Origin of the sequence: Neorhizobium sp. T7_12 (assembly GCF_002968535.1) — a bacterium.
In the GTDB taxonomy this organism is placed as follows: Bacteria; Pseudomonadota; Alphaproteobacteria; order Rhizobiales; family Rhizobiaceae; genus Neorhizobium; species Neorhizobium tomejilense.
Genome location: NZ_PVBK01000010.1, coordinates 55,773 through 79,556, shown reverse-complemented (window position 1 = coordinate 79,556; position 23,784 = coordinate 55,773). Strand labels below are relative to the sequence as shown.

General features: G+C 60.1%; 26 protein-coding genes and 1 tRNA gene. 14 read left to right on the top strand and 13 right to left on the bottom strand.

Annotation, left to right across the window (positions count from 1 at the left end):
• Nucleotides 1–4 precede the first annotated feature (4 nt).
• Nucleotides 5–988 (bottom strand): ABC transporter substrate-binding protein, encoded by a 984-nt coding sequence (locus C5J26_RS20560; protein WP_105403464.1) that lies wholly within the window; start codon nt 986–988, stop codon nt 5–7.
• A gap of 243 nt (nt 989–1,231) precedes the next feature.
• Between C5J26_RS20560 and C5J26_RS20555 the strand changes: the two genes are divergently transcribed.
• On the top strand, nt 1,232–3,133 hold the full coding sequence (locus C5J26_RS20555) for a hypothetical protein (protein ID WP_105403463.1): 1,902 nt from the start codon (nt 1,232–1,234) through the stop codon (nt 3,131–3,133).
• A gap of 81 nt (nt 3,134–3,214) precedes the next feature.
• Here the strand turns inward: C5J26_RS20555 and C5J26_RS20550 are convergent, their stop codons facing one another.
• Nucleotides 3,215–4,441: a PLP-dependent aminotransferase family protein gene (locus C5J26_RS20550; protein ID WP_105403462.1), complete on the bottom strand. Its 1,227-nt coding sequence runs from the start codon at nt 4,439–4,441 to the stop codon at nt 3,215–3,217.
• 166 nt (nt 4,442–4,607) lie between these two features.
• Between C5J26_RS20550 and C5J26_RS20545 the strand changes: the two genes are divergently transcribed.
• Nucleotides 4,608–4,817 carry an AbrB/MazE/SpoVT family DNA-binding domain-containing protein gene (locus C5J26_RS20545; protein WP_105403461.1) on the top strand — a complete coding sequence of 70 codons (210 nt, stop codon included), beginning with the start codon at nt 4,608–4,610 and terminating at the stop codon, nt 4,815–4,817.
• Nucleotides 4,817–5,203, top strand: coding sequence for a type II toxin-antitoxin system VapC family toxin (locus tag C5J26_RS20540; RefSeq protein ID WP_105403460.1), 387 nt, complete (start codon nt 4,817–4,819; stop codon nt 5,201–5,203). The genes C5J26_RS20545 and C5J26_RS20540 overlap by 1 nt, the downstream gene beginning before the upstream one ends.
• Nucleotides 5,204–5,226: 23 nt before the next feature.
• On the opposite strand, the gene ilvC is transcribed toward C5J26_RS20540, so the two are convergent.
• Both ilvC and C5J26_RS20530 read right to left on the bottom strand, forming a co-directional pair.
• Nucleotides 5,227–6,246 carry a ketol-acid reductoisomerase gene (gene ilvC / locus C5J26_RS20535; RefSeq protein ID WP_037082110.1) on the bottom strand — a complete coding sequence of 340 codons (1,020 nt, stop codon included), beginning with the start codon at nt 6,244–6,246 and terminating at the stop codon, nt 5,227–5,229.
• Between the two features lie 40 nt (nt 6,247–6,286).
• Nucleotides 6,287–6,925 (bottom strand): TetR/AcrR family transcriptional regulator, encoded by a 639-nt coding sequence (locus C5J26_RS20530; RefSeq protein ID WP_105403459.1) that lies wholly within the window; start codon nt 6,923–6,925, stop codon nt 6,287–6,289.
• A 186-nt stretch (nt 6,926–7,111) separates the two neighbouring features.
• Here C5J26_RS20530 and C5J26_RS20525 point away from each other — a divergent pair, with 186 nt between their 5' ends.
• Nucleotides 7,112–7,474, top strand: coding sequence for a DUF4087 domain-containing protein (locus C5J26_RS20525; protein ID WP_105403458.1), 363 nt, complete (start codon nt 7,112–7,114; stop codon nt 7,472–7,474).
• A gap of 22 nt (nt 7,475–7,496) precedes the next feature.
• On the opposite strand, the gene C5J26_RS20520 is transcribed toward C5J26_RS20525, so the two are convergent.
• A complete protein-coding gene (locus C5J26_RS20520; RefSeq protein ID WP_105403457.1) occupies nt 7,497–8,399 on the bottom strand; it encodes an AraC family transcriptional regulator in 903 nt (300 codons plus the stop codon).
• A gap of 188 nt (nt 8,400–8,587) precedes the next feature.
• Between C5J26_RS20520 and C5J26_RS20515 the strand changes: the two genes are divergently transcribed.
• Complete coding sequence (locus C5J26_RS20515) at nt 8,588–9,634, top strand: NAD(P)-dependent alcohol dehydrogenase (RefSeq protein ID WP_105403456.1); 1,047 nt, start codon at nt 8,588–8,590, stop codon at nt 9,632–9,634.
• Between the two features lie 128 nt (nt 9,635–9,762).
• Here the strand turns inward: C5J26_RS20515 and C5J26_RS20510 are convergent, their stop codons facing one another.
• The 5 genes from C5J26_RS20510 to pcsA all read right to left on the bottom strand — a co-directional run bounded on the left by C5J26_RS20510 (nt 9,763) and on the right by pcsA (nt 15,359).
• Complete coding sequence (locus tag C5J26_RS20510) at nt 9,763–10,836, bottom strand: BMP family ABC transporter substrate-binding protein (RefSeq protein WP_105403455.1); 1,074 nt, start codon at nt 10,834–10,836, stop codon at nt 9,763–9,765.
• A gap of 47 nt (nt 10,837–10,883) precedes the next feature.
• Nucleotides 10,884–11,810 (bottom strand): ABC transporter permease, encoded by a 927-nt coding sequence (locus C5J26_RS20505; protein ID WP_105403454.1) that lies wholly within the window; start codon nt 11,808–11,810, stop codon nt 10,884–10,886.
• Entirely contained in the window at nt 11,810–12,898 is a 1,089-nt protein-coding gene (locus tag C5J26_RS20500; protein WP_105403453.1) for an ABC transporter permease, read from the bottom strand. Before C5J26_RS20500 ends, C5J26_RS20505 begins: the two co-directional genes overlap by 1 nt.
• On the bottom strand, nt 12,888–14,462 hold the full coding sequence (locus tag C5J26_RS20495) for an ABC transporter ATP-binding protein (RefSeq protein WP_105403452.1): 1,575 nt from the start codon (nt 14,460–14,462) through the stop codon (nt 12,888–12,890). The genes C5J26_RS20500 and C5J26_RS20495 overlap by 11 nt, the downstream gene beginning before the upstream one ends.
• A 168-nt stretch (nt 14,463–14,630) precedes the next feature.
• Complete coding sequence (pcsA, locus tag C5J26_RS20490) at nt 14,631–15,359, bottom strand: phosphatidylcholine synthase (RefSeq protein ID WP_046667090.1); 729 nt, start codon at nt 15,357–15,359, stop codon at nt 14,631–14,633.
• A 187-nt stretch (nt 15,360–15,546) separates the two neighbouring features.
• On the opposite strand from pcsA, the gene C5J26_RS20485 reads away from it, so the two are divergent.
• Nucleotides 15,547–16,749, top strand: coding sequence for a UbiH/UbiF family hydroxylase (locus tag C5J26_RS20485; protein ID WP_105403451.1), 1,203 nt, complete (start codon nt 15,547–15,549; stop codon nt 16,747–16,749).
• Here C5J26_RS20485 and C5J26_RS20480 read toward each other — a convergent pair.
• Both C5J26_RS20480 and C5J26_RS20475 read right to left on the bottom strand, forming a co-directional pair.
• Nucleotides 16,726–17,688 (bottom strand): AEC family transporter, encoded by a 963-nt coding sequence (locus tag C5J26_RS20480; RefSeq protein WP_105403450.1) that lies wholly within the window; start codon nt 17,686–17,688, stop codon nt 16,726–16,728. The genes C5J26_RS20485 and C5J26_RS20480 overlap by 24 nt on opposite strands.
• A gap of 47 nt (nt 17,689–17,735) precedes the next feature.
• Nucleotides 17,736–18,491 (bottom strand): cytochrome c biogenesis CcdA family protein, encoded by a 756-nt coding sequence (locus C5J26_RS20475; RefSeq protein WP_105403449.1) that lies wholly within the window; start codon nt 18,489–18,491, stop codon nt 17,736–17,738.
• 204 nt (nt 18,492–18,695) lie between these two features.
• Between C5J26_RS20475 and C5J26_RS20470 the strand changes: the two genes are divergently transcribed.
• Nucleotides 18,696–18,771, top strand: a tRNA-Lys gene (locus C5J26_RS20470).
• A gap of 251 nt (nt 18,772–19,022) precedes the next feature.
• Complete coding sequence (locus tag C5J26_RS20465) at nt 19,023–19,862, top strand: putative phage abortive infection protein (protein WP_172745974.1); 840 nt, start codon at nt 19,023–19,025, stop codon at nt 19,860–19,862.
• 53 nt (nt 19,863–19,915) lie between these two features.
• Here the strand turns inward: C5J26_RS20465 and C5J26_RS20460 are convergent, their stop codons facing one another.
• Nucleotides 19,916–20,149 (bottom strand): helix-turn-helix transcriptional regulator, encoded by a 234-nt coding sequence (locus tag C5J26_RS20460; RefSeq protein WP_105403447.1) that lies wholly within the window; start codon nt 20,147–20,149, stop codon nt 19,916–19,918.
• 130 nt (nt 20,150–20,279) lie between these two features.
• Between C5J26_RS20460 and C5J26_RS20455 the strand changes: the two genes are divergently transcribed.
• From C5J26_RS20455 to C5J26_RS20425, 6 genes are all read left to right on the top strand, one after another.
• Nucleotides 20,280–20,630, top strand: a complete 351-nt coding sequence (locus tag C5J26_RS20455) for a hypothetical protein (protein WP_172745972.1) — start codon at nt 20,280–20,282, stop codon at nt 20,628–20,630.
• 277 nt (nt 20,631–20,907) lie between these two features.
• A complete protein-coding gene (locus C5J26_RS20450; protein ID WP_105403445.1) occupies nt 20,908–21,264 on the top strand; it encodes a hypothetical protein in 357 nt (118 codons plus the stop codon).
• On the top strand, nt 21,261–21,566 hold the full coding sequence (locus C5J26_RS20445) for a hypothetical protein (RefSeq protein WP_105403444.1): 306 nt from the start codon (nt 21,261–21,263) through the stop codon (nt 21,564–21,566). Before C5J26_RS20450 ends, C5J26_RS20445 begins: the two co-directional genes overlap by 4 nt.
• A complete protein-coding gene (locus C5J26_RS20440; RefSeq protein ID WP_105403443.1) occupies nt 21,563–21,796 on the top strand; it encodes an AlpA family transcriptional regulator in 234 nt (77 codons plus the stop codon). Before C5J26_RS20445 ends, C5J26_RS20440 begins: the two co-directional genes overlap by 4 nt.
• A 73-nt stretch (nt 21,797–21,869) precedes the next feature.
• Nucleotides 21,870–22,124 (top strand): hypothetical protein, encoded by a 255-nt coding sequence (locus C5J26_RS20435; protein WP_371681937.1) that lies wholly within the window; start codon nt 21,870–21,872, stop codon nt 22,122–22,124.
• 717 nt (nt 22,125–22,841) lie between these two features.
• The gene (locus C5J26_RS20425; RefSeq protein WP_172745970.1) at nt 22,842–23,201 is read left to right on the top strand and encodes a hypothetical protein; all 360 of its coding nucleotides are present in this window, start codon (nt 22,842–22,844) and stop codon (nt 23,199–23,201) included.
• Nucleotides 23,202–23,784 lie beyond the last annotated feature (583 nt).

Here is a 23,784-nt window from a genome sequence, read left to right as displayed (position 1 = left end):
TATATCAGCCTTTGATGCCGAAGATATCCGCGAAGCCCTTGACGTCCTTCTCTGAGTTCTTGAGCGCCTCGGGAGCATTGATCGGCAGGACCTTGATCGTCTCGCGCGCCGGGAAGCCGGCCGGTACGGCCATGCCGTTGCGGGCCGGGATGTAGCCGAGCTTCAGGAAGCCTTCCTGGCCCTTCTGCGAGAGCACGTAGTCGATGAACTTCTTGGCATTGTCCGCATGTTTGGTGGAGGCAAGGATCGCTGCCGGCTCGGTAACTGCGGACACGCCTTCCTTCGGGAAGACGAACTCGACGGGAGCGCCCTTCGCCTTTTCGCGGATCGGCAGGTAGTCGACGACGAAGCCGTAGGCCTTTTCGCCCGAAGCGACGGACTTCAGGATCGCGCCGTTGCCGCCGGCTGCAATCGCGCCGTTTGCCTTGAGGTTCTTGTAATAGTCCCAGCCGAGGCCGGGGATGCCGGAAAGCGTCTGTGCGTGGATGAGGGCGGCACCCGAGGCGAGCGGGCTCGGCATGGTGACGAGACCTTTGGCTTCCGGCTTGGCAAGGTCTGACCAGCTGGTCGGCTTCATCGCGGCCTGGGTGTTGTAGATGATGCCGGTGGTGATCAGCTTGGTCGAATGGTAGAAGCCGTCGGCGTCATAGAGGGCCTTGTCGTAATTGGCGGCTTCCGGGGACTTGTAGGCCATCAGCTGGCCTGCCTGCTTCATGCGCTCGAGCGTCACCGTGTCGGCGATCAGGAGAACGTCGGCCGCCGGATTGCCGGCCTGGATCTCGGCATTGAGCTTGGCCATGATCTGAGGCGTCCCGTCACGCACCCACTGCACGTCGAGCCCCGGATTGGCAGCCTTGAAACCGTCGACGGTCGCCTGGGCGTCCTCGTTCGGCTGGCTGGTATAGAGCACGAGATCGGCGGCCTCAGCGGCGCCGGCAATCATGCCGAAAGCCACGAGGGCGGTGAAAGCGGAAAGAAGGTTCTTCATCGGAGCGTCCCTGTTCGAACATAAGCTGCGGACGATAAGCATTCCTGCTTGACAGCCATGTGACAGGCTGGGGGCAACGCCGATCTTCCAGCATGTTTTACCAGCGGCGACCGAAATACGAAGACTAAATTTACTGTTATTCGATCATTCCGGCACAACGGCACTGCCGGACCCCGCTACTTCAATTGTTTCGCAACCAAATCCTGCCATCTCGTGCTCCAGGGTATATTTCGGGGGCACTGAATGAAAAGCCGGGACAACTGGGGCGCACGACTGCGCTATGGGTTCGACAAGAGCATGGCGGGCGGCGCGATCGCGCTGATCGGCTGGCTGGCGCTGATATCGCTGATCGTGATCATGATCGCCGGCGCGATACTCGCCGTAACCGGCATCGCGCCGGAAGGCGCAGAATCGCTCGGCTTCATCGAAGGCACGTGGGAATCGCTGATGCGCACCTTCGATGCCGGCACCATGGGCGCCGACCAGGGCTGGAGTTTCCGCATCATCATGCTGCTGGTCACGCTCGCCGGCATCTTCGTCTTCTCGGCGTTGATCGGCGTCATCTCGTCCGGCCTCGAGGAAAAGCTCGACGAGCTGCGCAAGGGGCGCTCGCGGGTACTCGAAACAGAACACACGATCATTCTCAACTGGTCGCCCTCGATCTTCGACGTCATCTCGGAACTCATCATAGCCAACCAGAGCCGCCGCAATCCTCGCATCGTCATCATGGCGAACAAGGACAAGGTGGAGATGGAAGACGAGATCGCCACCAAGGTCGTCGATCGCAAGAACACCAAGATCATCTGCCGCAGCGGTGATCCGACCGACCTCTACGATCTCGGTATCGTCAACCCGCAGACGTCGCGGTCGATCATCGTGCTGTCACCGGAAGGTGAGGACGCGGACCCGCAGGTTATCAAGACGGTGCTTGCACTGGTCAACGACCCCAACCGGCGGCCCGAGAAATACATGATCGCTGCGGAAATCCGCGACGCCGACAATGCCGAAGTGGCAAGGATCGTCGGCGGCGGCGAAATGCAGCTGGTGCTGGCCGACGATCTGATCGCCCGCATCGTCGTCCATACCAGCCGGCAGGCGGGTCTGAGCGCGGTCTATTCCGAGCTGCTCGATTTCGACGGCTGCGAGATCTACACGCTCGAACAGCCAGGCCTCGTCGGAAAGTCCTTCGGCAATGCGGTGCTCGCTTACGAGAACAGCACGCTGATCGGCCTCTGCGACAAAGACGGCGCAATCCGCCTCAACCCGGACCCGAACCAGGTGATCGTCGCCGGTGATCGCGCAGTCATCATCGCCGAGGACGACGACTCAATCAAAACCTGGTCCGGCGACATGGGCATCGACAAGAATGCCATCAAGGCCATCGTCAAACGCGGCAAGACTGCCGAGCGCACGCTGATCCTTGGCTGGAACCGCCGTGGCCCGATCATCGCGACCGAACTCGTCCGTTACGTGGCCGCCGGCTCGCGGCTGATGATCGCCGCAGACACGCCGGAATTCGAAGACGAGATTGCAGCACTTCACCTCGACAAGGCACTGCTTGCCGTCGATCATCGGGTGATTGACACCAGCAGCCGTTCGGCACTCGATGCACTCGATATCCCGTCCTACGACCACGTCCTGGTTCTCGGCTACAGCGACAGCATGATGGCGCAATCGGCCGACACCCGCACGCTGATCACCCTGCTGCAGCTCCGCAAGATCGGCGAAAAGGCCGGCAAGCATATCAGCGTGGTCAGCGAGATGATCGACGTGCGCAACCGCGAGCTGGCGGAAGTGACCCGCGCCGAGGATTTCGTCGTCAGCAACAAGCTGGTCAGCCTGATGCTGGCCCAGGCATCCGAAAACGAATCCATGGCGGCAATCTTCAACGAACTTCTGGATGAGGCCGGCTCCGAGATATACATGCGGCCGATGAGCGACTATGTCGACATCTCGAAGCCGGTGAATTTCTTCACGGTAGCGCTCGCAGCCCTTCGCCGCGGCGAAATTGCCATCGGCCACCGCCGTCAGCGGCCAGGCGACGCCGACCTCAGGAATCTCGGCGGCGTGGTGGTCAATCCGCCCCGGTCCGAGGTGACCACCTATTCGGACAGCGACATGCTGATCGTGCTTGCCGCCGACTAACCGGACAGCGGAAAGCGTTATGCACCAACAAAAAAGCCTGCCGTTCTGCGGCAGGCTTTTTCCGTCAAAGGCTTCGAAGGCTCAGGCAGCAGCGCGGATCGCGTTGGAGATCAGGCGGCCTAGCCGCTTGATACCTTCGTCGATCATCGCCTCGTCAGCGCAGGAGAAGCTCATGCGCAGCGTATTGGCGTTGCTGCCGTCCGCGTAGAACGCCCTGCCCGGAACGAAGGCGACTTTTTCCGTGGCAATCGATTTCGCCAGCAGCTCTGCACCGTCCATGCCTTCCGGCAAGGTCACCCATACGAACATGCCGCCCTCGGGGCGCGTCCAGGTGGCGTTCTTCGGCATGTATTTGTCGAGAGCCGCCAACATCGCATCGCGCCGCTTGCTGTAGACGGACCTGATCTTGGCGACCTGGGCGTCGAAGCCGCGCGAGGCGACGTGCTCGATGGCGATCTGGTTGATCGTCGAAGAATGCAGGTCGGCTGCCTGCTTCATCAGCACCAGCTTGCGGATAACCGGCATCGCCGCGACCACGAAGCCGACGCGCAGGCCCGGCGCCAGCGTCTTCGAAAAGCTGCCGCTGTAGATCGTGCGGGTGTTTTCGATGCCGCCCCGGCGGGCAATGTCGAGCGCCATGATCGGCGGAATGGCCTCGCCGTCATACCGCAGGTGCTGATAGGCGGCGTCCTCGAGGATTGCGATGTCGAGTTCGTCGGCAAGCGCCAGCAGCCTTTCGCGGGCTGCCAGGTCGATCGTCTCGCCGGTCGGATTGGAGAAGTCGGCCGAAAGGTAAGCGAACTTGACGGCGCCGCCGGTCTTGGCCGCGGTGTCGCGATAGGCCTCCGGCGTGCGGTTGCCGTTCAGCGACAGCTGGTCGTAATTCGGCTCATAGGCATTGAAGGCCGAAAGCGCGCCGAGATAGGTCGGCCAGGTGACCAGCGCCGTGTCGTTCGGCGACAGGAACAGCTTGCCAAGATAATCGAGCGCCTGCTGCGATCCGGAGGTTATGAAGACGTTGTCGGGCGTGCAGTCGATGCCGATCTTGGCGACGTCGCGGGCTATCCATTCGCGCAGCGGCTTGTACCCTTCGCTGACGGAATACTGTAGCGCCGCATTCACCTGTGCGCCGGAAAAAATATCCGAATAGGCTTCCTTGAAGGCCACGTCCGGAAACAGCGCCGGATCGGGAATGCCGCCTGCGAAGGAGATGATATCGGGCTGGTCGAGCAGCTTCAGCAGTTCGCGGATTTCAGAGGCGCGCATGCGGCTGGAGCGCGTCGCAAAGATTTGTTCCCAATCAAGCACGGGATGTTTCCTCTTATTTCAATTTTCTTTGTCCGAACTTTACACAAATACCGATAGGTCAGCAAGACTGACCTATCGAGGTAGCTGCGATTTTTTTGGACCATTGTGCTTTACCACGAACCGACCTATCTTACCAATAAGCGATCGATACGCCGGAGGTAAGATCATGGCAGTTGCGACCTTGTCATCCAAATTCCAGATTTCCATACCCAAGGAAATCCGTGAAAGGCATAACTGGCAAGCTGGGCAGCAATTTGCTTTCATTCCAAAAGGCAAGAGTGTCGTTCTCGTCCCGGTGCCGACACGAGACGAATTGCGAGGAATAGCAAAGGGCGCCGACACGAGCAATTACCGGGACAGGGACGATCGGTACTGATGCGCGTGGTCGACAGCTCGGCATGGATCGAATGGCTGATCGACAGTCCTCTGGCTTCACGTCTGGCAGACGAGATTCCCGAAGTGCACGAAATAGTCGTGCCGACGATCGTTCAAATGGAAATGTGCAAATGGCTGATGCGGGAGAAGGGCGAGGAATCTGCCGACCGCTTCATTTCCTATACAACCGAATGCCTCGTTGTTGAACTCGGCACCGAAATTGCCTTGGATGCGGCCGAAGTTTCCCGCCGTTTTCAGCTCTCGGCCGCCGATGCCATCATCTACGCGACGGCAAGGCTCCTCGATGCCGATCTTCTGACCTGCGACCGGCATTTCGAACATCTGCCGCATGTCACCTATGTTCAGAAACCGGGGGCGGAACGTTAAGCTCCACCCCCGAACTTGAAAGCTTAGTTGACGCTCTTGTCGACCAGCTTGTTCTTGCCGATCCAGGGCATCATGCCGCGCAGCTTGGCGCCGACTTCCTCGATCTGGTGGCTGTCATTCATGCGGCGGATGCCCTTGAAGCGCGAGCCGCCCGCACGGTATTCCTGCATCCAGTCCGAGGTGAACTTGCCGGTCTGAATGTCCTTCAGGACACGCTTCATCTCGGCCTTGGTTTCTTCGGTGATGATGCGCGGACCGGTGACGTATTCGCCCCACTCGGCCGTGTTGGAGATCGAGTAGTTCATGTTGGCGATGCCGCCTTCATAGATCAGGTCGACGATCAGCTTCACTTCGTGCAGGCATTCGAAATAGGCCATTTCCGGTGCATAGCCGGCTTCGGTCAGGGTTTCGAAACCGGCGCGGATCAACTCGACGAGACCGCCGCAGAGAACGACCTGTTCGCCGAAGAGATCGGTTTCGCATTCTTCGCGGAAATTGGTTTCGATGATGCCCGAACGGCCGCCGCCGACGCCGCAGGCGTAGGAGAGAGCCAGTTCAAGCGCGTTGCCGGAAGCGTTCTGGTGAACGGCAACGAGGCAGGGAACGCCGCCGCCCTTCTGATATTCGCCGCGAACGGTGTGGCCCGGGCCCTTCGGCGCGATCATGACCACGTCGACCGAGGTCTTCGGCTCGATCAGGCCGAAATGGATGTTGAGGCCGTGCGCAAAGGCGATTGCGGCGCCGTCGCGGATGTTGCCGGCAATTTCGGCCTTGTAGATGTCGGCCTGGAGTTCGTCCGGGGTCGCCATCATCATCAGGTCGGCCCACTTGGCGGCTTCGGCAACGGTCATCACCTTGAAGCCGTCGGCTTCCGCCTTCTTGATGGTCCCAGAACCGGCCTTGAGTGCGATCACGACGTTCTTGGCGCCCGAGTCCTTGAGGTTCAGCGCATGCGCGCGACCCTGGCTACCGTAGCCGATGATGGCGACGTTCTTGGACTTGATGAGGTTGATATCGGCATCCCGATCATAATAAACGCGCATCGATTTTTCCTTCCCTATGCGTGAGGTCTGTTGATGATTGTCATCGTCCAGCGGAGACGCCGAGCGCGTCCGCCGATTGTTTCTGCGTGCCGTGCAGCGTGAGAAAGGCTGCGACCGCCCTCTCCGCCTGGCGCGCATTGTCCTTGAGGCCGGGCTCGCCGAGCAGCATGCGCACATGCAGGTCGGAAACGATCAGGCCGTAAAGCGTGTGATAGGCGGCATCCGCGTTGTCGAAGCGCAGCAGCCCTGCCCTTTTCCCCTGGTCGATCAGCGCCATGGCGCGGCGGTCGATCTGCCGGCGGCCGTGTTCGAGCAGAAGCTTCCCGAGCTTCGATCCTTCACGGGTCGCCTGGCCGATCGCCAGCCGGTTCAGCGCCAGCGAAACGTCGCCGGCCAGGACGACCAGCAGATCGCGGGCAAAAAGTTCGAGATGGTCACGCAGGAGATCGGCGGTCAGCCGTTCGCCGGAACGTTCGAAGGTGCGCACCTTGCTCGCCTGATGGGCGATCATAGCCGCCAGCAGGCCTTCGCGGTCGCCGAACCACTTGTAGAGGCTTTCCTTGGAGCAATTGGCGGCGCGGGCAAGACCAGACGTGGTCAGCGCCTTCTCGCCGCCTTCCACGAGCAGCCGAAGCGCCTGTTCCAGAACGGCGTTCTGGCGCGGCGAAAATTCGGGCATGTCGGAGGTATCGGCTCTCACGGTTTTAAATCCTTTTGCGTACCGTACGGTACGGTTCTGCCCGTATAAAGCATCCGCCGCCGCCGTCAAGTCCGTTCTTTCAAGGTCCGATCATCAACGATGAAGGTTTTTAAGCTAGACGTTCCCGGAGCCGATACAATCGCCCGAACGATCAGGAGGACATTCATGAACCGGGTATACTGCGCCATCGCCGCCTTCGCTTTTCTTGCCCTTGCCGCTGTTGCCCATGCCGCCGACAACCGTTGCGGCTGGATCCAGAATCCGACGCCCGGCAACTGGTGGCTGGACGACGCCGAGGACACCTGGACGATTCGCACCCAGGGAAGCGAAGACGAGCCCGAAGGCATGGATCTCATCCCGGACATTTCGGAACGCGACTATGTCCGCACCAACGGCAGCTACGGTTACGCCTGCGCCTGCATGAAGGTCGATACGGGCGGCGACGGACAGATCACCAAAATCTATTCGTTCAAGCAGCTCAAGCTTGCCCAGTGCCGCAACGACAAGGCGCTGAAATTCCCTGGTTGATCACCAAGGGTTTTAAGCCTCGCTATTCCGCGGCGGCCAGGATCGCACCCACGTCACGCAGCGGTGATATGCCGTAGAGCCGGCTGTATTCGCGGCTGAACTGCGACGGGCTCTGGTAGCCGACCCGGTGGCCGGCGCTGCCGACATCGAGGCCCTCCAGCAGCATCAGCCGCCGCGCCTCGTGCAGGCGCAGCTTCTTCTGGAACTGCACCGGCGTCATCGCCGTCACCGACTTGAAATGATGGTGCAGCGAGGACGGGCTCATGCCGACATGGTCCGCAAGGTCCTCGATCCGCAGCGTGCGGTGGAAATTGGCGCGCAGCCAGGCGACGGCGCGGGCGATGCGGTTGCTGCGGCTTTCGGCGGTCGCGATATGAACAAGCCGTGCGCCGTCAGGCCCGCAAAGCACGCGATAGAGGATTTCCTGCTCGATGAGCGGCGCCATGGCGGCTATGTCAGCCGGCCGGTCCAGGAGGCGAAGCAGCCGCGTGGCTGCATCGAGCAATTCCGGAGGCGCGACGTTGGAGACGATGCCGCGCATGGCATCCGTGTCGGAACCAGGCCGTGGAACGTCTACCCGCTCCAGCAGCGCGGACAGGCGGTCCGTATCGATGGCAAGCGCGAAACATAGGTGCGGCACCTCCGGGCTTGCGACAGTGACGCGCGAGGTCACCGGCAATTCGATCGAGGTGAGAAGATAATCGCCAACGCCGTAGGCGATCATCTCGTCCCCCAGCTTGACGCTCTTGGTGCCTTGCAGGACCAAACCGAGGCAGGGCCGGTAGTCCATATAGAGCGGTGCGGTTGGGACCGTCCGCCGGCTGAGCATCAGATTTCCAACGGCTGTGAACACTTCCCCATCCTTCTGAACGTGCCGCGCGGCAATCGAGGCCGCCTCGTGATAGGGATTGAAGGGCAGTGTCATGGAGCCTCCGGAATGAGCAGGTGACCGCTTTTCCTATGCCGACTTGCTCCTGAAACCAACAGGCGGGCGATCACTTTTGCAGGATCGTGCAAAAAGCTCGCAGGATCGCTCTAACGCCGTTGCGAGGTCCGGAGGCATAGTCCGCGCGTCCAATTCCCTCCCAACCCCAACAGATGAATGGAGCTCCCATGGCTATTGCAAAAGGCTATGCCGCGACCGACGCGTCGAAACCATTGACGCCTTTCACCTTCGAGCGCCGCGAACCCAATGACGACGACGTCGTCATCTCGGTGCAGTATTGCGGCGTCTGCCATTCGGACATCCACCAGGCCCGCAACGAATGGGGCAATTCCCGCTTTCCGATGGTGCCGGGTCATGAAGTGGCCGGCGTCGTTTCGGCCGTCGGCGCTGGTGTCACCAAGTTCAAAGTCGGCGACCGTGTCGGCGTCGGCTGCTTCGTGAATTCCTGCATCGGCTGCGCCACCCGCGATCTCGACTACGAACATTTCCTGCCCGGACTCACCCAGACCTATAACGACGTCGAGGCCGACGGCACGACGCCGACCTATGGCGGTTATTCGGATTCGATCGTCGTCAAGGAAGGTTATGTCCTCTCCTTCCCGGACAATATCCCGCTCGACGCCGGCGCCCCGCTGCTTTGCGCCGGTATCACGCTCTACTCGCCGCTGCGCCACTGGAAGGCCGGTCCCGGCATGAAGGTCGCGATCGTCGGTATGGGCGGCCTCGGCCACATGGGCGTCAAGCTCGGTGCGGCCATGGGCGCCGACATCACCGTGCTCAGCCAGACGCTGTCGAAAAAGGAAGACGGCATGAGGCTCGGGGCCAAGGACTATTACGCCACCAGCGACGCCGAGACCTTCACCAAGCTCGCCGGCACGTTCGACCTGATCATCTGCACGGTCGGTACGGCGATCGACTGGAATGCCTATCTCGGCCTCTTGAAGTTCGACGGCTCGATGGTGCTGGTCGGCGTCCCGGAACATGCGGTCCCGGTCCATGCCTTCTCGGTCATCGGCGGCCGCAAGAGCCTTTCGGGCTCGATGATCGGCTCCATCAAGGAAACCCAGGAAATGCTGGATTTCTGCGGCGAGCACGGCATCACGTCCGAGATCGAGAAGATCAATATCCAGGATATCAACGAAGCCTATGAACGCGTCATCAAGAGCGACGTGCGCTACCGCTTCGTCATCGACATCGCCTCGCTGGCTGCCTGACAGCCCAAAAGGTCGAAACAGAAAGGGCGGTCCGCGGACCGCCCTTTTTTATTACGCCAACTATTCCCGGTCGCTGAGATGAGCACGCCGTTCGAAACGATGCGGTGATCGTTTCCGGCCGCTTTTCCCTACTTCGGCAGCTTGTCATCCACGCCTTCGACGTAGAAATTCATGCCGAGCAGGACGCCGTCCTGCGCCTTTTCGCCGGCAGGCAGCCACGCGGTGCCGTCCTGCTTGTTGATCGGGCCGGTGAACGGATGCAGTTCGCCCGACTTGATCTTGGCTTCCGTCTCTTCCGCCATCGCCTTCACGTCGTCCGGCATGTTGGTATAGGGCGCCATGGTCAGGATGCCGTCCTTCAGGCCATCCCAGATCTGCTCGGACTTCCAGGTGCCGTCAAGCAGTGCCTGGGCGCGCTTGATGTAATAGGCGCCCCAGGTGTCGACGATGGCGGTCAGCTGCGTCTTCGGGCCGGCCGCGATCATGTCGGAGGCCTGGCCGAAGGCGAGGATGCCTCGCTCGGCAGCGACCTGCATCGGAGCGGTGGTGTCCGTGTGCTGGGTCAGGATGTCGACGCCCTGGTCGATCAGCGCCTTGGCGGCATCGGCTTCCTTACCCGGGTCGAACCAGGTATTGGCCCAGACGACCTTCAGCTTGAAGTTCGGGTTGATCGACTTGGCGCCCAGTTCGAAGGCGTTGATGCCCATCACCACTTCCGGGATCGGGAAGGAGGCGATGTAGCCGGCGACGCCCTTCTTCGACATCTTCGCGGCGATCTGGCCCTGGATATAGCGGCCTTCGTAGAAGCGCGAATTGTAGGTCGCGAGGTTCGGACCAGCCTTGAAGCCGGTCGCATGCTCGAACTTCACATCGGGAAATTTCGCGGCGACCTTGACGGTGGCATCCATGAAGCCAAAGGACGTCGTGAAGACCAGCGAGCAGCCGGAGCGGGCCATGCGCTCGATGGCGCGTTCCGCATCCGGGCCTTCCGGCACGTTTTCGAGGAAGGGCGTTTCGATCTTGGCGCCGAGTGCCTTGTCGAGCTGCTGGCGACCGAGGTCATGGGCCTGGGTCCAGCCACCATCCGTCTTGGACCCGACGTAGATGAAGCAGACCTTCTTCTTCTCCTGAGCCACGGCGCCGGTCGAAAAACCGCCCATCAGGGCGGCCGATGCGGCAAGGGCGATAATCAGTTTCTTCATTTCCTAACCTCTATTGGCTTGAAGACGTTTTGTTTTTGGTTCCGCGGTCACCGGTCGGGGACAAAGGGTTTCCCGAGCGAGGCCGGCGTATTGATGAGCGTCGTGCGACGATTATGCGAAATGATGATCAGCACGACAATAGTCGCCGCATAAGGAAGTGCGGACAGGAACTGCGACGGGATGACGATGCCGAGGTTCTGCGCCACGATCTGCGCGTGCAACTGGCCGATCCCGACGGCGCCGAAGAGGTACCCGCCGGCCAGAACCCGCCATGGCCGCCAGGAGGCGAACACGACGAGCGCGAGCGCGATCCAGCCACGGCCGGCCGACATGTTCTCCACCCATTGCGGTGTATAGACAAGCGAAAGCTGGGCGCCGGCAAGTCCGGCGCAGGCGCCGCCGAACATGACCGCCAGGTATCGGGTGCGGATGACGTTGATGCCGAGCGCGTGGGCAGAGGCATGGCTGTCGCCGATCGCCCGCAGCTTCAATCCGGTCCGGCTCCTGAACAGGAACCAGTTGATGCCGACGACAAGCCCGATCGATACATAGAAGATCAGGTCCTGACGAAAGAGGACGCGACCGAAAAACGGGATGTCCGAAAGGAACAGAAAGACGATCGGCTGCAGCTTGATGCCCGGCTGGCCGACAAAGGCCTCGCCGATCTGTCCGGAGAGACCGAGACCGAGGATGGTCAGCGCAAGGCCGGTCGCGACCTGGTTGGCCACCAGCGTCAGCGTCAGGAAACCGAAGAGCAGCGAGAAGATCCCGCCGCCCAGAACGCCGGCGAGGATGCCGATATAGGGGGAGCCTGTCAGTTGCGCGGCCACGAAGGCGCAGGCCGCCCCCATGATCATCATGCCCTCGACGCCGAGGTTCAGCACGCCGGAGCGCTCGGTCACCAGTTCGCCGAGTGCGGCGAGAACCAGCGGGGTCGATGCGGTGATGACGGTGAGAAGGATCGCCTCGAACATCAGCCCTTCACCTCCACCGTTTTCGCGCCTGCAAAGATCAGCCGGATCCTGTAGTGGATCAGCGTATCGCAGGACAGCACGAAGAAGAGCAGCAACCCTTGAAAGACGCGGCTGACCTTGTCCGAAATGCCGATCGACAGCTGCGCCGCCTCACCGCCGAGATAGGTCAGCGCCAGCACGAGGCCAGAAGCGATGATCCCGAGCGGGTTGAGCCGCCCGAGGAAGGCGACGATGATCGCCGTGAAACCGTAGCCCGGCGAGATGACCGGCTGGACATGGCCGATCGAGCCGGAGACCTCCGAAATGCCGGCAAGCCCGGCAAGCGCACCCGACAGCAGCATCGAGAACCACACCATGCGGCGGGCGGAGAAGCCGGCAAAGCGCCCTGCCCGCTCCGACTGGCCAAGCACCGAGACCTCGAAGCCCTTCAGCATGAAGCGCATCATGAACCAGAGCGCCACGGCGGCGACGATCGCGAAGATGAAGGCCCAGTGAGCGCGGCCGGACGACAGTATCTCCGGCAGTACCGCTTCGATCTGGAAAGTCTTCGTGATCGGGAAATTATTGCCCTGCGGATCACGCCATGGTCCGCGGATCAGCCAGTCGAGATAAAGCTGAGCGATATAGACCAGCATCAGGCTGGTCAGGATTTCGTTGGTGTTGAAGCGGGTTTTCAGCAGCGCTGGTATGCCGGCATAAAGCGCGCCGCCGACCATGCCGAGGATCAGCATCAGCGGCAGGATCAACGGCGAGTGCCAGGCCGGATACATGACCGGCAGGATTGAACCGGTGATCGCACCGATGGTGAACTGGCCTTCGGCGCCGATATTCCAGTTGTTGGACCGGTAGCAAACCGACAGGCCGACCGCGATCAGGATCAGCGGCGCCGCCTTGATCGCCAGTTCGTGCAGCGACCACACTTCCAGCAACGGCTCGATAAAGAAGCTGTAAAGCGCGCTGACCGGGTTCTTGCCGAGCAGCCAGAACATGATGGCGCCGAAAAGCAGCGTCAGCGCGAGCGCCAGCAGCGGCGAGAGGACCGAGAACAGCGTCGAGACGCGGGTGCGCTTCTGGAGCTCAATGCGCATGCGCCGTCTCCGGAATGGGATGGCTTTCGTGGATACCGCCCATCAGCAGACCGACGCGTTCCAAGGTCAGCGTGCCGGCCGGGTAGGCCTTGGAGAGACTGCCTTCGGAGATGACGGCGATATTCGTCGCCACCTCGAAAATCTCGTCGAGATCCTGGCTGATCACCACAACCGCCGAGCCCGACCGGGCGAGATCGATCAGCGCCTGGCGGATGCGGCTTGCGGCACCGGCATCGACGCCCCAGGTCGGCTGGTTGACGACAAGCACGGAGGGCTGCCGGTCAAGCTCGCGCCCGACGATGAATTTCTGGAGGTTGCCGCCGGAGAGCGAGCCTGCCTGCGGATCCTCGCCACTCTTGCGGACATCCATCGCCTCGCAGATGCGGCGGGTGGCGGAACGGATGGCGTCGAAGCGGATGACGGAAAACGCGCCGCCGGACAGAAAGGCCTTCTTGTCCGACTGGCTGCGGGCGAGCAGGAGATTGTCCGAAAGCGCCATGGCGGAGACGGCGGCATGGCCGTGGCGCTCTTCCGGCACGAAGCCGGCGCCAAGCAGGCGGCGGCCATTGATGCCGGTGCGGCCGACCGCCTTGCCCCGGATGCGGATCGCCTCGTTTTCGGCGACCGGATATTCGCCCGAGAGCGCATCGAAGAGTTCGCCCTGTCCGTTGCCCGCAACGCCGGCAATCGCCAGCACCTCTCCGGCCCGGACCTTCATGGCGATGTTCTTCAGCGAGACCGCAAAGGGCGTGCGCGCCGGAACCGAAAGATTACTGACCTCAATGCGGATATCGCCGAGTGCCGCCGCATTGTCCCGATGGACTTCGGCGACGTCGGAGCCGACCATCATGCGGGCGAGCGAGGCCGGTGTTTCCTGGCTCGGATCGCAGGCACCGGTTACCTTGCCATGGCGCAGGACCGTGGCGCGATCACAGATGCGGCGCACTTCCTCCAGCCTGTGGCTGATATAAAGGACCGACCGGCCCTCGGCCTTCAGCTTGAACAGCGTCTCGAACAGCCGGTCGGCCTCCTGGGGGGTCAAGACCGAAGTCGGCTCGTCAAGGATGATCAGCTTGGGATTTTGAAGCAGCGCGCGGACGATCTCGATGCGCTGGCGTTCGCCGACGGACAGGTCGGCCACATGAGCCTGGGGATCAAGCGGCAGGCCATATGCCTTGGAAAGCGACGCCGCCTCGTCTGAAATCCTGGCGAGCGAAATCTTCGGGTCGAGCGACAGCGCGATGTTTTCCGCGACCGTCAGTGCCTCGAATAGCGAGAAATGTTGAAAGACCATGCCTATGCCCAGTTGGCGGGCCTCGCCCGGCGAGGCGATTGTCACCGGCGCGCCCTGCCAGAGGATCTGGCCGGCGCTTGGCTGCAGCACACCGAAGAGCATTTTTACCAGCGTCGATTTGCCGGCGCCGTTTTCACCGAGCAATGCGTGGATTTCGCCGGGAGCGATATCCAAATCGATCGCGTTGCAAGCCGCGAAGCTGCCGAAAAGCTTGGTCAAACCTCGAACCGACAGAAGCGGAACGGTCGCCGGACCCTCGGATAACGTCACTGAACCCCCTCGTTCACCGCGTACCTACCTTCTTCGAGGTTTTTCAGGGCAACGCGACGTATTGACTTTGACGACATCCGGCGATCCCTCCGGACATTCGACTGATATTGATACCGTTTTTGTTGCTTCGCACAACACTAAAGAAAAGGGCGTTTCCGGAACGCCCAACTATTTTCCGAGACTGGGGAAAAGCTGCAGAACGCCGCCAATGCAATAGAGGTAGATGCCGCTCAATACGACGCCGTAGACGACCCAGTCGGGTGTATCGAAATGCAGGAGCAGCGAATAGCCGCCGAGCGCGCACCAGATGAGGCCGACGGCCATATTGAGCGGGCGGAGCCGCTTAACGCGGACGGGATGCAGAAAGTTGATCGGCAGGAAGGTGAGGACAACCGATACGGAGACCACGACCAGAGCGGCCGTGGCGCTTGCATCTATGACGAATAGCGTAAACACGACCATGTTCCAGACGACCGGAAAGCCGGAAAAAAAGTACTCGTCCGTCTTCATGCCCATGTCGGCATAATAAACAGCGCTCGAGACGACGATCGCACCGGCGGCCACGAAGGACCACGGCTCGCCGATCATGCCGCTCTGGTAAAGCGCAAACGCCGGCAACAGCACGTAGGTCACGTAGTCGATGATGTTGTCGAGCGTATCGCCGGACCAGTTGGGCAGGACTTCCTTGACCCGCACCTTGCGGGCGATCGGTCCGTCGATGCCGTCGACGAGGAGTGCCAGCCCCAGCCACCAGAACATGTCGACGAAGCGATGCTCGGCTGCCGCGACGACGCCGAGGAAAGCGAGGAACGAACCGGATGCCGTCAGGAGGTGAACCGAGAAGGCGCGGATTTCGGCATACGGAACTTTTTTGTAATTGAAGATTCGTCTAATCACGCGTCAGTCCCGCCTTTCCCTTATCCGGCGAGATATGCGGCCAATCACCGCGCATTGCAACCGGCTTGGCCGCGCCCTAGGACATAGAGCATTGCTTTTTCCATGCTGCGCTGCCGTGCCCCATGGATATGCCCGCCGCGAAGCTCTAGATAATCGAGAGTACATTTTGCAGAGCAGGACGACGGACATGCAGCATTTCGAGATCGCCGTGGTGGGTGGGGGACTGGCCGGATCGGTTGCAGCACTGGCGCTCGCGCGTGCCGGCCGCAAGGTGGCGATGATCGCGCCCTCCTCCGAGAAAACCGACGAGCGTACGACCGCACTGATGGACCACTCCATTCGCTTTCTTGAACGACTTGGCGTCTGGGAGGAGATCGCGCCTTCCGCCGCGCCGCTTTCGGTCATGCAGATCGTCGACGGTACCAAGCGGCTGCTGCGCGCGCCGACGGCGCAGTTCCGGGCGCAGGATGTCGGCCTATACGCCTTCGGCTACAACATCCCGAACCAGGCGCTGTCGGAAACGCTGGATGCGGCGGTGGCAGCAGAACGCAATATTACCAAGGTCGCCCAAACCGTCGAGACCTTCGATTTCTCGGCCGAGAGAGCGATGCTGACACTGTCGGACGGCACGATTGCCAGCGCTGATTTCGTCGTGGGTGCGGACGGGCGTCAGTCTAAAGCGCGGGACACGGCCGGCATCGGCGTGCGCCGCTGGTCCTATCCCCAGTCGGCAGTGGTATTGAACTTCGCCCACAGCCTGCCGCACGGCAATGTCTCGACCGAAGTCCATACGGAAAGCGGACCGTTCACCCAGGTTCCCCTGCCCGGCCTGCGCTCCAGCCTCGTCTGGGTGGTGAAGCCGGATGAAGCCCGCCGTCTCGTCGAGCTTGCGGCCGAGGAACTGTCGCGGCTGGTCGAAGACCGCATGCAGTCGATGCTCGGCAAGGTGAAGGTCGAAGGCAAGGCACAGGCATGGCCACTCTCCAGCCTGATGGCGGAGCGGTTCGGCAAGGGTCGGCTGGCGCTGATCGGCGAGGCCGCACATGCCTTTCCGCCGATCGGAGCGCAGGGCCTCAACCTGTCGCTGCGCGACATCATCGCGCTTTCGGACCTGCTCGCCGCAACCGGCGACCGTCTGGTGCCTGCGGATGCGGGCGATCGCTTCAACCGGCGCCGCGGCCCGGACATCGTCAGCCGCACGGTCGGCGTCGATCTCCTCAACCGTTCGCTGCTGTCGGATTTCCTGCCCGTCCAGATGCTGCGTGCCGCCGGCCTGCACATCCTCAGCTACGCGCCGCCGCTCCGCAATCTGCTGATGCGCGAGGGGATCGAACCGGGTCGTGGGCTGCGGGCCGTCGTCGATGCCTTACGGAAAGAGATCCGGCGGTAACGCGCCTGAGTTGATGAGGTAAAGCAGCACCGGCAGCGTTGTCACCGATGCGACGGTAATGATCAGGATGCTCGCCGACGCCCTCTCCTGCCAGACGCCGTATTGCTGGCTGATGACAAAAACGTTGGTCGCCGTCGGCAGCGCCGAAAGCAAGGTCGTAGAATAGATCCAAACGGGATCGAAATTGCCGATCAGCGACAGGACCGCATAGGTGGTCATCGGCAGCACGATCAGCTTGGAGACCGCGATATAGCTGATCTCCACCGGCACGCGTTTGATCGGCCGGAGCGCCAGCGTCACCCCCATGGCAAAAAGCGCGCAAGGGGCCGCCGCCTGGGCGAGGTAGTCGATGAGCCGCTGGAAGGCAGCCGGCGGCTGAACGGCAAATGCCGCGAAGCAGAAACCGAACGCCGTCGAGATGATGAACGGGTGCAGCACGACTTTCCGGACGATATCGGCGACCACATGGCTGGCTGGGCGTTTGTCGCCCCCGGCTACCGCCATCATCGCAGGCGCGACAATGAAATGCGCGGCGTTCTCGAAGCAGACTATCAGCGCCACCGGCACCGCTGCCGCCTCACCGAAAGCCAGCAGCGCCAGGCCCGGCCCCATATAGCCGATATTGCCGTAGGCGCCGGCAAACGACTGGATGGTGCAATCAGCAAACGAATTGCGACGTAAAAAGAAGCCGATCAGGAAGAGAACGAAGAAGACCAGGTAGGTCGCGCCGATCTCGCCGAAGATGAAGTCGGCTCGGGTCAGCTGCTCGACCGGAGTGCGGGACACGAGCTTGAAGAACAGCGCCGGCAGAGCCGCGTAGATGATGAACGTATTCATCCAGCCGAGCGCTTCGGCCGGCTGTTTCGTCACCCTCGCGGCCAGATAACCGATGAAGATCAGGCCGAAGAAGGGCAACAGCAATGCAATGATATCGGCCATCGGTTCCCTGCCCGAACGAGCGGGCCGTATTGGAAGACGCTTTTCCGTTAGCCGATTTGCATCAGGATTGGAAAGGTCTGCTGGAACCAGATTGCGGCCGAAGTGACGAAACCGAAGATGAAAGCAAGCCCGGTCAAAATCAGGAAGACCCCCATGACCTTCTCGACCATGCCGAGATGGCGGCGGAAACGGGTGAGGAACCGCATGAACGCACCGGAGAAGCCGGCGGCGATCCAGAACGGCACGGCCAGGCCCAGCGAATAGATGGCAAGCAATGCCGCTCCCTCGCCGACGGTGTCGCGGGATGCGGCCACGCCGAGGATGGCGCCAAGCACCGGGCCGATGCAGGGCGTCCAGCCGAAAGCGAAGGCAAGCCCCATGACATAGGCGCCGGAGAGCGTCGCCGGCTGGCCGCCGCCCTGGAAGCGTGCCTCGCGGGCGAGAAGGCCTATCCGGAAAACCCCCAGAAAATTCAGCCCCATAAGGATAATGATCAGGCCGCCGAGCTTCGACAGGAGATCGAGATGCTGACGCAAGAGCACGCCGATCGTCGAGGCGCCGGCCCCGAGCGCCACGAAGACGGTGGCGAACCCGAGGGTGAAGAACAATGCCGACTTGAGCACCGCCCGCCGTGTCCCGCCCCCCGAATCGATAACCGCCACTCCGCCGCCGCGGAATTGCTCGACCGAAATGCCCGCCATATAACAGAGATAGGGCGGCACGAGCGGCAGCACGCAAGGAGAGAGAAACGACAATGCGCCGGCAAGAAGCGCGCTCAGCAGGGATATTTCGGCAATCGACACGTGTGGCTCCGGATGGCGGGCTTCAGGGAGCCCGCGTCTTACGCTTGAGGTAATGGCCGAACGCGGCGAATGCCAATCACCTTTTCGCAGCGCGACGGAAAAGCGTCAGATAGCCGCATTTTTGCTGTTTTTGCGGGTTGACCGCAAGGAGTCACCTGCCTATGTTCCGCGCACTTTCAAGGACGCGCCCATCCGCGGCCGCGGGAGAGCGTAGCTCAGCTGGTAGAGCAACTGACTTTTAATCAGTAGGTCAAGGGTTCGAACCCCTTCGCTCTCACCACCAAAATACAGCAAAATCAACGCTGTAACGGTGGTGACTTGCGGTAATCCGCTCCCGATCTTTCCCAGTTTTACGGCCCATATCCGGCATTTACGGCACACGGTCGGCACATGGCGACAGCATTCCAAGTCTACGGATTGCTTGGCGTCTCCTTTTGCGAGCCGACGACCAACTCTTCCGAAACCACTGATTGAATAGCGGCCCGAGATAGATGAGGATCGCTGCAACTCCGCGATTCTTGAGGCATGTTCATGCGTCGAATTTCACTCTCCACGATTTTGATCTCCACTTCCGTTCTCGCGGTTATCTGGGTGGCTTGGTTTTTCCTCGGAACTGAAATGCTGGGATTCGGCGACGACTACGCTAAAGCTGGCGTGTTCGGCGATTCTTTTGGCGCCGTTACGTCGCTCTTTTCAATGCTTGGCTTCGTGGGCATTCTCATTACCATCTGGCAGCAACAAGACGACCAGCACATCCAGCGGTTTGAGAGTTCGTTTTTTCAAATGCTCCAATTGCTCCGAGACCTTCGAAATGAGGTCGTCTTCAAGTTCAGCCCTGAATATCGCGCAGAGTTCGGGTGGGAGGCTGAGGGTGCGATAGTAGGCGTTGAAGCCTTTTCAGGCATATTGCGCGAATTCACCTGGATCCATTTTGTAGAAAAAAACAAACCAGAGGCCATAGACGACGATGCCCGGGGAGCAATCGAGCGCGCCTACAAATTGACTGTAGAGGAGCAACGCGGCTTTTCCGTTGAGCCATATTTCCGGGTGCTATACACAGTACTCAAAAGGATAGATGAAGATTCCGTTCTCAGCGTCGAGCAAAAATTGAACTACGGTAGACTAGTCAGATCGCAACTTACCGCCGATGAGGTCGCACTGTCAGGCATAAACGGACTTTATTTTCGATCCAAGAATTTTCAAGAGTATGTGATTAAGTTCCGCCTTCTCAAATATTTAACAGAAGCGAATGAAATTCGAAAACTAATCGAAGAATTCTACCCGATTCACACCTTCTTCTCCAGCACCGACATCCCAGAGTATAATAAGAAGGTTCGTCGAAGAGGGAAACTCAGGGGCCGCGGACAGTGAAGTTCCAACCGCGTCTCTCAGATTTCTGACGTGCCGGCGAACAGCCGGGCGGTCTAAGCTGGATCCCGAAGCCTTACGCCAGGACCATTGCCGTTCGAATCGATGAAGATGATTCCGGCAGCCTCTAGGGCGGATCGCACGGCCTGCATCGTGCTCATCCGCGAGTCGGTATCGCCGCGCTCGATGTTCTTTACGCTCATCTCAGACAGCTTCGCAGCGGCGGCTAAGTCCGTCTGCTTCCAATTTAGGAGCGCCCTTGCGGCGCGAATTTGTCCGTTTGTAATCATACCCTTAGATATCCCATGGCGCACCTAAGGGCAATGAAAATAACCGTTGCGGTTATTTATGTGCTTGACGGCGAGAAAGATAACCGCTAGGGTTACTTTCATCACCTTAACGGTTACGAGGACCAGCCTGATGAACATGCACATACCGTTTGCCGCCGACAGAACTTTGCTGCCACGCGCACTGATCAAGAGACCTCGCAGAACCTACACCGCCAGATACACCTTCAACATTGGCCAGTTGGTCACATTCGCCGGCACGACCTGGACAGTCGTCGATCGCCACCCCACCACAAACGGCCACCAGATTTACAGCCTGTTCAGACCTGGCGACATTCGCCCCTTTCGGGTGGTCCTCGGCCGCGCCCTTGCGGCAGCGCCGAGCGATCCAGCAGAAGCCGACCTCGCCGGGCTCTGCAAGCAGCGGCGAGAGGATAGAATTCGATCCCTGCTGGCAAGCCAGCGGGGTAGTGCCGGCGCTTGATAACGTCGGTGCGGCCGGGGCGCGTTGCTTGGACACAGCGCGTTCCGGTTCCCTTTCCGAACGGCGGCGACACCACCTTGAGGGCCACCGACCCGACGTCCCGTTCCCGCTGCCGGCATTAGCTGGCGCGATGCCCTTCCTCCTTGCCCAGGAGGGAGGGCTTTCTTGTTGTAAATGCTGACAAATTTGTCAAGGCATCTGTGGACGGAAGCAGATCGCGAGCGACCCCGGCGGAGCAACCATCTAACCTCCTTCAAGATGAAGAAAGGGATGTGTGATGACTGATGTCTCCGTTCGGGTTTACGTTGTAGAGCCAACCAGTGAACTTAACCTGTTGCTCGATGTCTCCACCTCCTACTTTGGAAACACCTGCCCAGCCATCGGCGACGTCATCAGCCTTTTCGATGACGATCGTCATTTCAAGGTGTCGCAACGCCAGTTCCTTCCCGCGAAAGAGCGAGACAAGGGATGGGCGGTGATGTGTTGGGAAGTAACCGAACCGATGTTCACCAATTCGGCCTGTACGTGGGCAATAGACAGCGATTGGGTTACGGAATGGCACATTGCTCAAGCGCAGGAACGGCTCCGTACCATGAGTAAGGAGTTTAAGGCGCGCAAGAGGAAGAAGCCATGACTGATTCCCTCTCGAAACTCCCGCTATTTGCAACCGACATCGAGATCGCCATAGCTGTTGTTGGGAAGGCTCGAGCCTCCGAGTGGAAGCGGAGCGTCCTGCCCGTCATCGAAGCTCGAGGGTTCCCAAAGTTCGACCCGTTGCATGGCGGGCGGCCCGTTCCGCTAATCCGGCATTATTACGATGCCTACTTGGGTCTGGCCCAACCTATCCATACGGCAGGTCCGGACGGCGAAGAGCGGTTAGGCGAATGGAAGAAATCACGCAGGAATCGGACCAAAACAAAATGGGGTGACCCATGACTGACGCCCCGCGACTGATCGGCCGCAAAGAGGCATCCGCCTATCTCGGCATCGCCGAATCCACCTTCTCTATGTGGGTAGCGACGCACAAGATGCCCCAGGCCGTGGCTGGAACACGCAAATGGGACAAGAAGGCGATCGACGCACGACTTGACGAGTTGAGCGGGCTGACGCCAGCAGATGCCGAAGACCCATATGAAAAGTGGATGCGCGAGAACTCAGACGATTAGGGTTTCGAACCAGTAATTCTGCGAGTTGCGCCCTCTGAATTCTGCGCTACCCTGTGGCGAATAGGAGGTAGCGATGAAGGTCATGCAGAGTTCTGAGATCCCCGCGTTTGTGGACGAAGTTGCCGCAACGGGGTGCGACATCACGGCGGTGCCTGGCGTCGGATACATCTTCGGAGACGCCGACCTGCCGAGGCCGGTATATCGAAAGGTGCTGCCCGAGATTCGGCGAATTTCGGAGCACTACGGTGAGCGCGATCACCTGCTCGAGGAGATCACCGATTATCTGATCTCTATCGGGCGTTCCTATCCGCGGCCAGCGCGGTACTGACGGACGGCGGTCAAGATAACAGTGAGCGCGTGCTCCGTAGTTGACAGCACGATAGGAATAATTGGGAACAAATAAAGAACAAATTTGCCTGTGGATTAAACATCGCGAAAGCCCCGTTTCAGCGGAGTTTCAGGCATATTGCTCTCGCCGCCAAGGAACGACCGTGCCTGGAAAACACGTTAAGGTCGCCCTCGACGGCTGGAGCTGTACCCGCAAAGGAGAGGAGATGGTTGCTGCCGTCTCCTCTCCGGATCACGGTAAATGTACCGTGCAACAAGTGGCCTTGTGGAGCAACCTCCAAAATGACGACGCCGTCAAATCGATGTGGATGACTTCCCGTGCGAGGGCTGAATGAAAAAACCAGAAGCCGAGAAAGCTATTCGATCCCTTAGCCACACTTGGTTCGGTACCCTAGCTGAGAAGGAGCAGGAGCATCCAAGCTTCGGCGATTTCACGAGGTGGCTAGACGACAATGGGTATGGTGGCTACTTGGACTTCAGGTCGACAATGGGCGCGAACGAAGCTGCCAAGATGTGGTTCGACCAAGAGCTAAAACAGACTTGGCGGCGTTAGGCGCGATCTTCGCCCGCTGTCGAATAGCCGATGAAATCATCTTCCGATTCTTGCTCGTTCTTCCAAGGGGAGTTTTCTGTGGTCCGATCAACCTCTACGTTGGCGCTGCTTGTCTCTCTCGCAGTCCCCACCGGCGCTCATGCCATGTTCGTCGCCAATTACGCGAGCTGGAGAAAAATGCCGCCGGCGTTGCAAGAGGGTTACCTGATCGGCGTGATGGATGGGTGGACACGCACCTCTACTCGCGGCGAGCAGCCTTGGATGAAGGCTCAGCGCACGGGAATTAACAAGTGCATGCGCGAACAGGAAATCAGTTCCGCTATGCTGGTGAACCTCGTGAACTCGCACTACAGCGCACACACGGCGGATTGGAGGGTTCCCCCGGCGATCGTCGTCAAAGACGTTATCATGGGAACGTGTTTGGCGGACGTAAACAGCGAACGAGAGAAAGCTGGCTATAGCGCGTGGGAGCGGCAACCCGCTCAGATCTCCAAGGATGATTGATCGGGGCCTTATCGACGCGGCCTTATGTAGCACTAGCACCAAGTTAAATTTGGCGTTTTCAGTCACTTAAGATTATGCTCCGTCCCTAAAAACGGAGCCGCAAATGAGTCAAACCACAAGCTGCGCCCACACCATTTCGGTCTTATCCAAAAGCGAAACGAGATTTTTCACGAATGCGAAACGGCGACGATCCGCATCGCCACTTTGAAGAACGACATTCTCGCTATCGACCGCGTCTTGAAGGTCATGGGTTTTGAGGGAGAGGCAAACTCAATGATGACGCGGCCCTATTTCCTTACCGTGCTTCGTCGCGGCGAAGTGCTTCAAACGATCAAGGACGAGCTACGTGAGGCATCGCAACCGCTGCACAGCAGAGACTTGGCGTGAGCAATCATTGCGCTGAGAGGAATGGATCACAAAGATCGCGATATGCTGAAAATGTGCGCCGCGCCGTGTCGAAGCACGCAAGGAACTTGAAGAAAGCTGGGAGGGTGCGGGAGATGATGAATGAACAAAAAGAAGCGGTGTGGGTCTGGGAGGGACCGGAGGCCTCGCGCATAGAAAGATAATGTCAGTATGGTTC

What these genes read in the sequence shown, in the direction of transcription:
- C5J26_RS20560 (WP_105403464.1), bottom strand. Translation starts at nt 988, where the DNA reads ATGAAGAACCTTCTTTCCGCTTTCACCGCCCTCGTGGCTTTCGGCATG.
- C5J26_RS20555 (WP_105403463.1), top strand. Translation starts at nt 1,232, where the DNA reads ATGAAAAGCCGGGACAACTGGGGCGCACGACTGCGCTATGGGTTCGAC.
- C5J26_RS20545 (WP_105403461.1), top strand. Translation starts at nt 4,608, where the DNA reads ATGGCAGTTGCGACCTTGTCATCCAAATTCCAGATTTCCATACCCAAG.
- C5J26_RS20540 (WP_105403460.1), top strand. Translation starts at nt 4,817, where the DNA reads ATGCGCGTGGTCGACAGCTCGGCATGGATCGAATGGCTGATCGACAGT.
- ilvC (WP_037082110.1), bottom strand. Translation starts at nt 6,246, where the DNA reads ATGCGCGTTTATTATGATCGGGATGCCGATATCAACCTCATCAAGTCC.
- C5J26_RS20530 (WP_105403459.1), bottom strand. Translation starts at nt 6,925, where the DNA reads ATGCCCGAATTTTCGCCGCGCCAGAACGCCGTTCTGGAACAGGCGCTT.
- C5J26_RS20525 (WP_105403458.1), top strand. Translation starts at nt 7,112, where the DNA reads ATGAACCGGGTATACTGCGCCATCGCCGCCTTCGCTTTTCTTGCCCTT.
- C5J26_RS20520 (WP_105403457.1), bottom strand. Translation starts at nt 8,399, where the DNA reads ATGACACTGCCCTTCAATCCCTATCACGAGGCGGCCTCGATTGCCGCG.
- C5J26_RS20515 (WP_105403456.1), top strand. Translation starts at nt 8,588, where the DNA reads ATGGCTATTGCAAAAGGCTATGCCGCGACCGACGCGTCGAAACCATTG.
- C5J26_RS20510 (WP_105403455.1), bottom strand. Translation starts at nt 10,836, where the DNA reads ATGAAGAAACTGATTATCGCCCTTGCCGCATCGGCCGCCCTGATGGGC.
- C5J26_RS20505 (WP_105403454.1), bottom strand. Translation starts at nt 11,810, where the DNA reads ATGTTCGAGGCGATCCTTCTCACCGTCATCACCGCATCGACCCCGCTG.
- C5J26_RS20500 (WP_105403453.1), bottom strand. Translation starts at nt 12,898, where the DNA reads ATGCGCATTGAGCTCCAGAAGCGCACCCGCGTCTCGACGCTGTTCTCG.
- C5J26_RS20485 (WP_105403451.1), top strand. Translation starts at nt 15,547, where the DNA reads ATGCAGCATTTCGAGATCGCCGTGGTGGGTGGGGGACTGGCCGGATCG.
- C5J26_RS20480 (WP_105403450.1), bottom strand. Translation starts at nt 17,688, where the DNA reads ATGGCCGATATCATTGCATTGCTGTTGCCCTTCTTCGGCCTGATCTTC.
- C5J26_RS20465 (WP_172745974.1), top strand. Translation starts at nt 19,023, where the DNA reads ATGCGTCGAATTTCACTCTCCACGATTTTGATCTCCACTTCCGTTCTC.
- C5J26_RS20460 (WP_105403447.1), bottom strand. Translation starts at nt 20,149, where the DNA reads ATGATTACAAACGGACAAATTCGCGCCGCAAGGGCGCTCCTAAATTGG.
- C5J26_RS20455 (WP_172745972.1), top strand. Translation starts at nt 20,280, where the DNA reads ATGAACATGCACATACCGTTTGCCGCCGACAGAACTTTGCTGCCACGC.
- C5J26_RS20450 (WP_105403445.1), top strand. Translation starts at nt 20,908, where the DNA reads ATGACTGATGTCTCCGTTCGGGTTTACGTTGTAGAGCCAACCAGTGAA.
- C5J26_RS20445 (WP_105403444.1), top strand. Translation starts at nt 21,261, where the DNA reads ATGACTGATTCCCTCTCGAAACTCCCGCTATTTGCAACCGACATCGAG.
- C5J26_RS20440 (WP_105403443.1), top strand. Translation starts at nt 21,563, where the DNA reads ATGACTGACGCCCCGCGACTGATCGGCCGCAAAGAGGCATCCGCCTAT.
- C5J26_RS20435 (WP_371681937.1), top strand. Translation starts at nt 21,870, where the DNA reads ATGAAGGTCATGCAGAGTTCTGAGATCCCCGCGTTTGTGGACGAAGTT.
- C5J26_RS20425 (WP_172745970.1), top strand. Translation starts at nt 22,842, where the DNA reads ATGTTCGTCGCCAATTACGCGAGCTGGAGAAAAATGCCGCCGGCGTTG.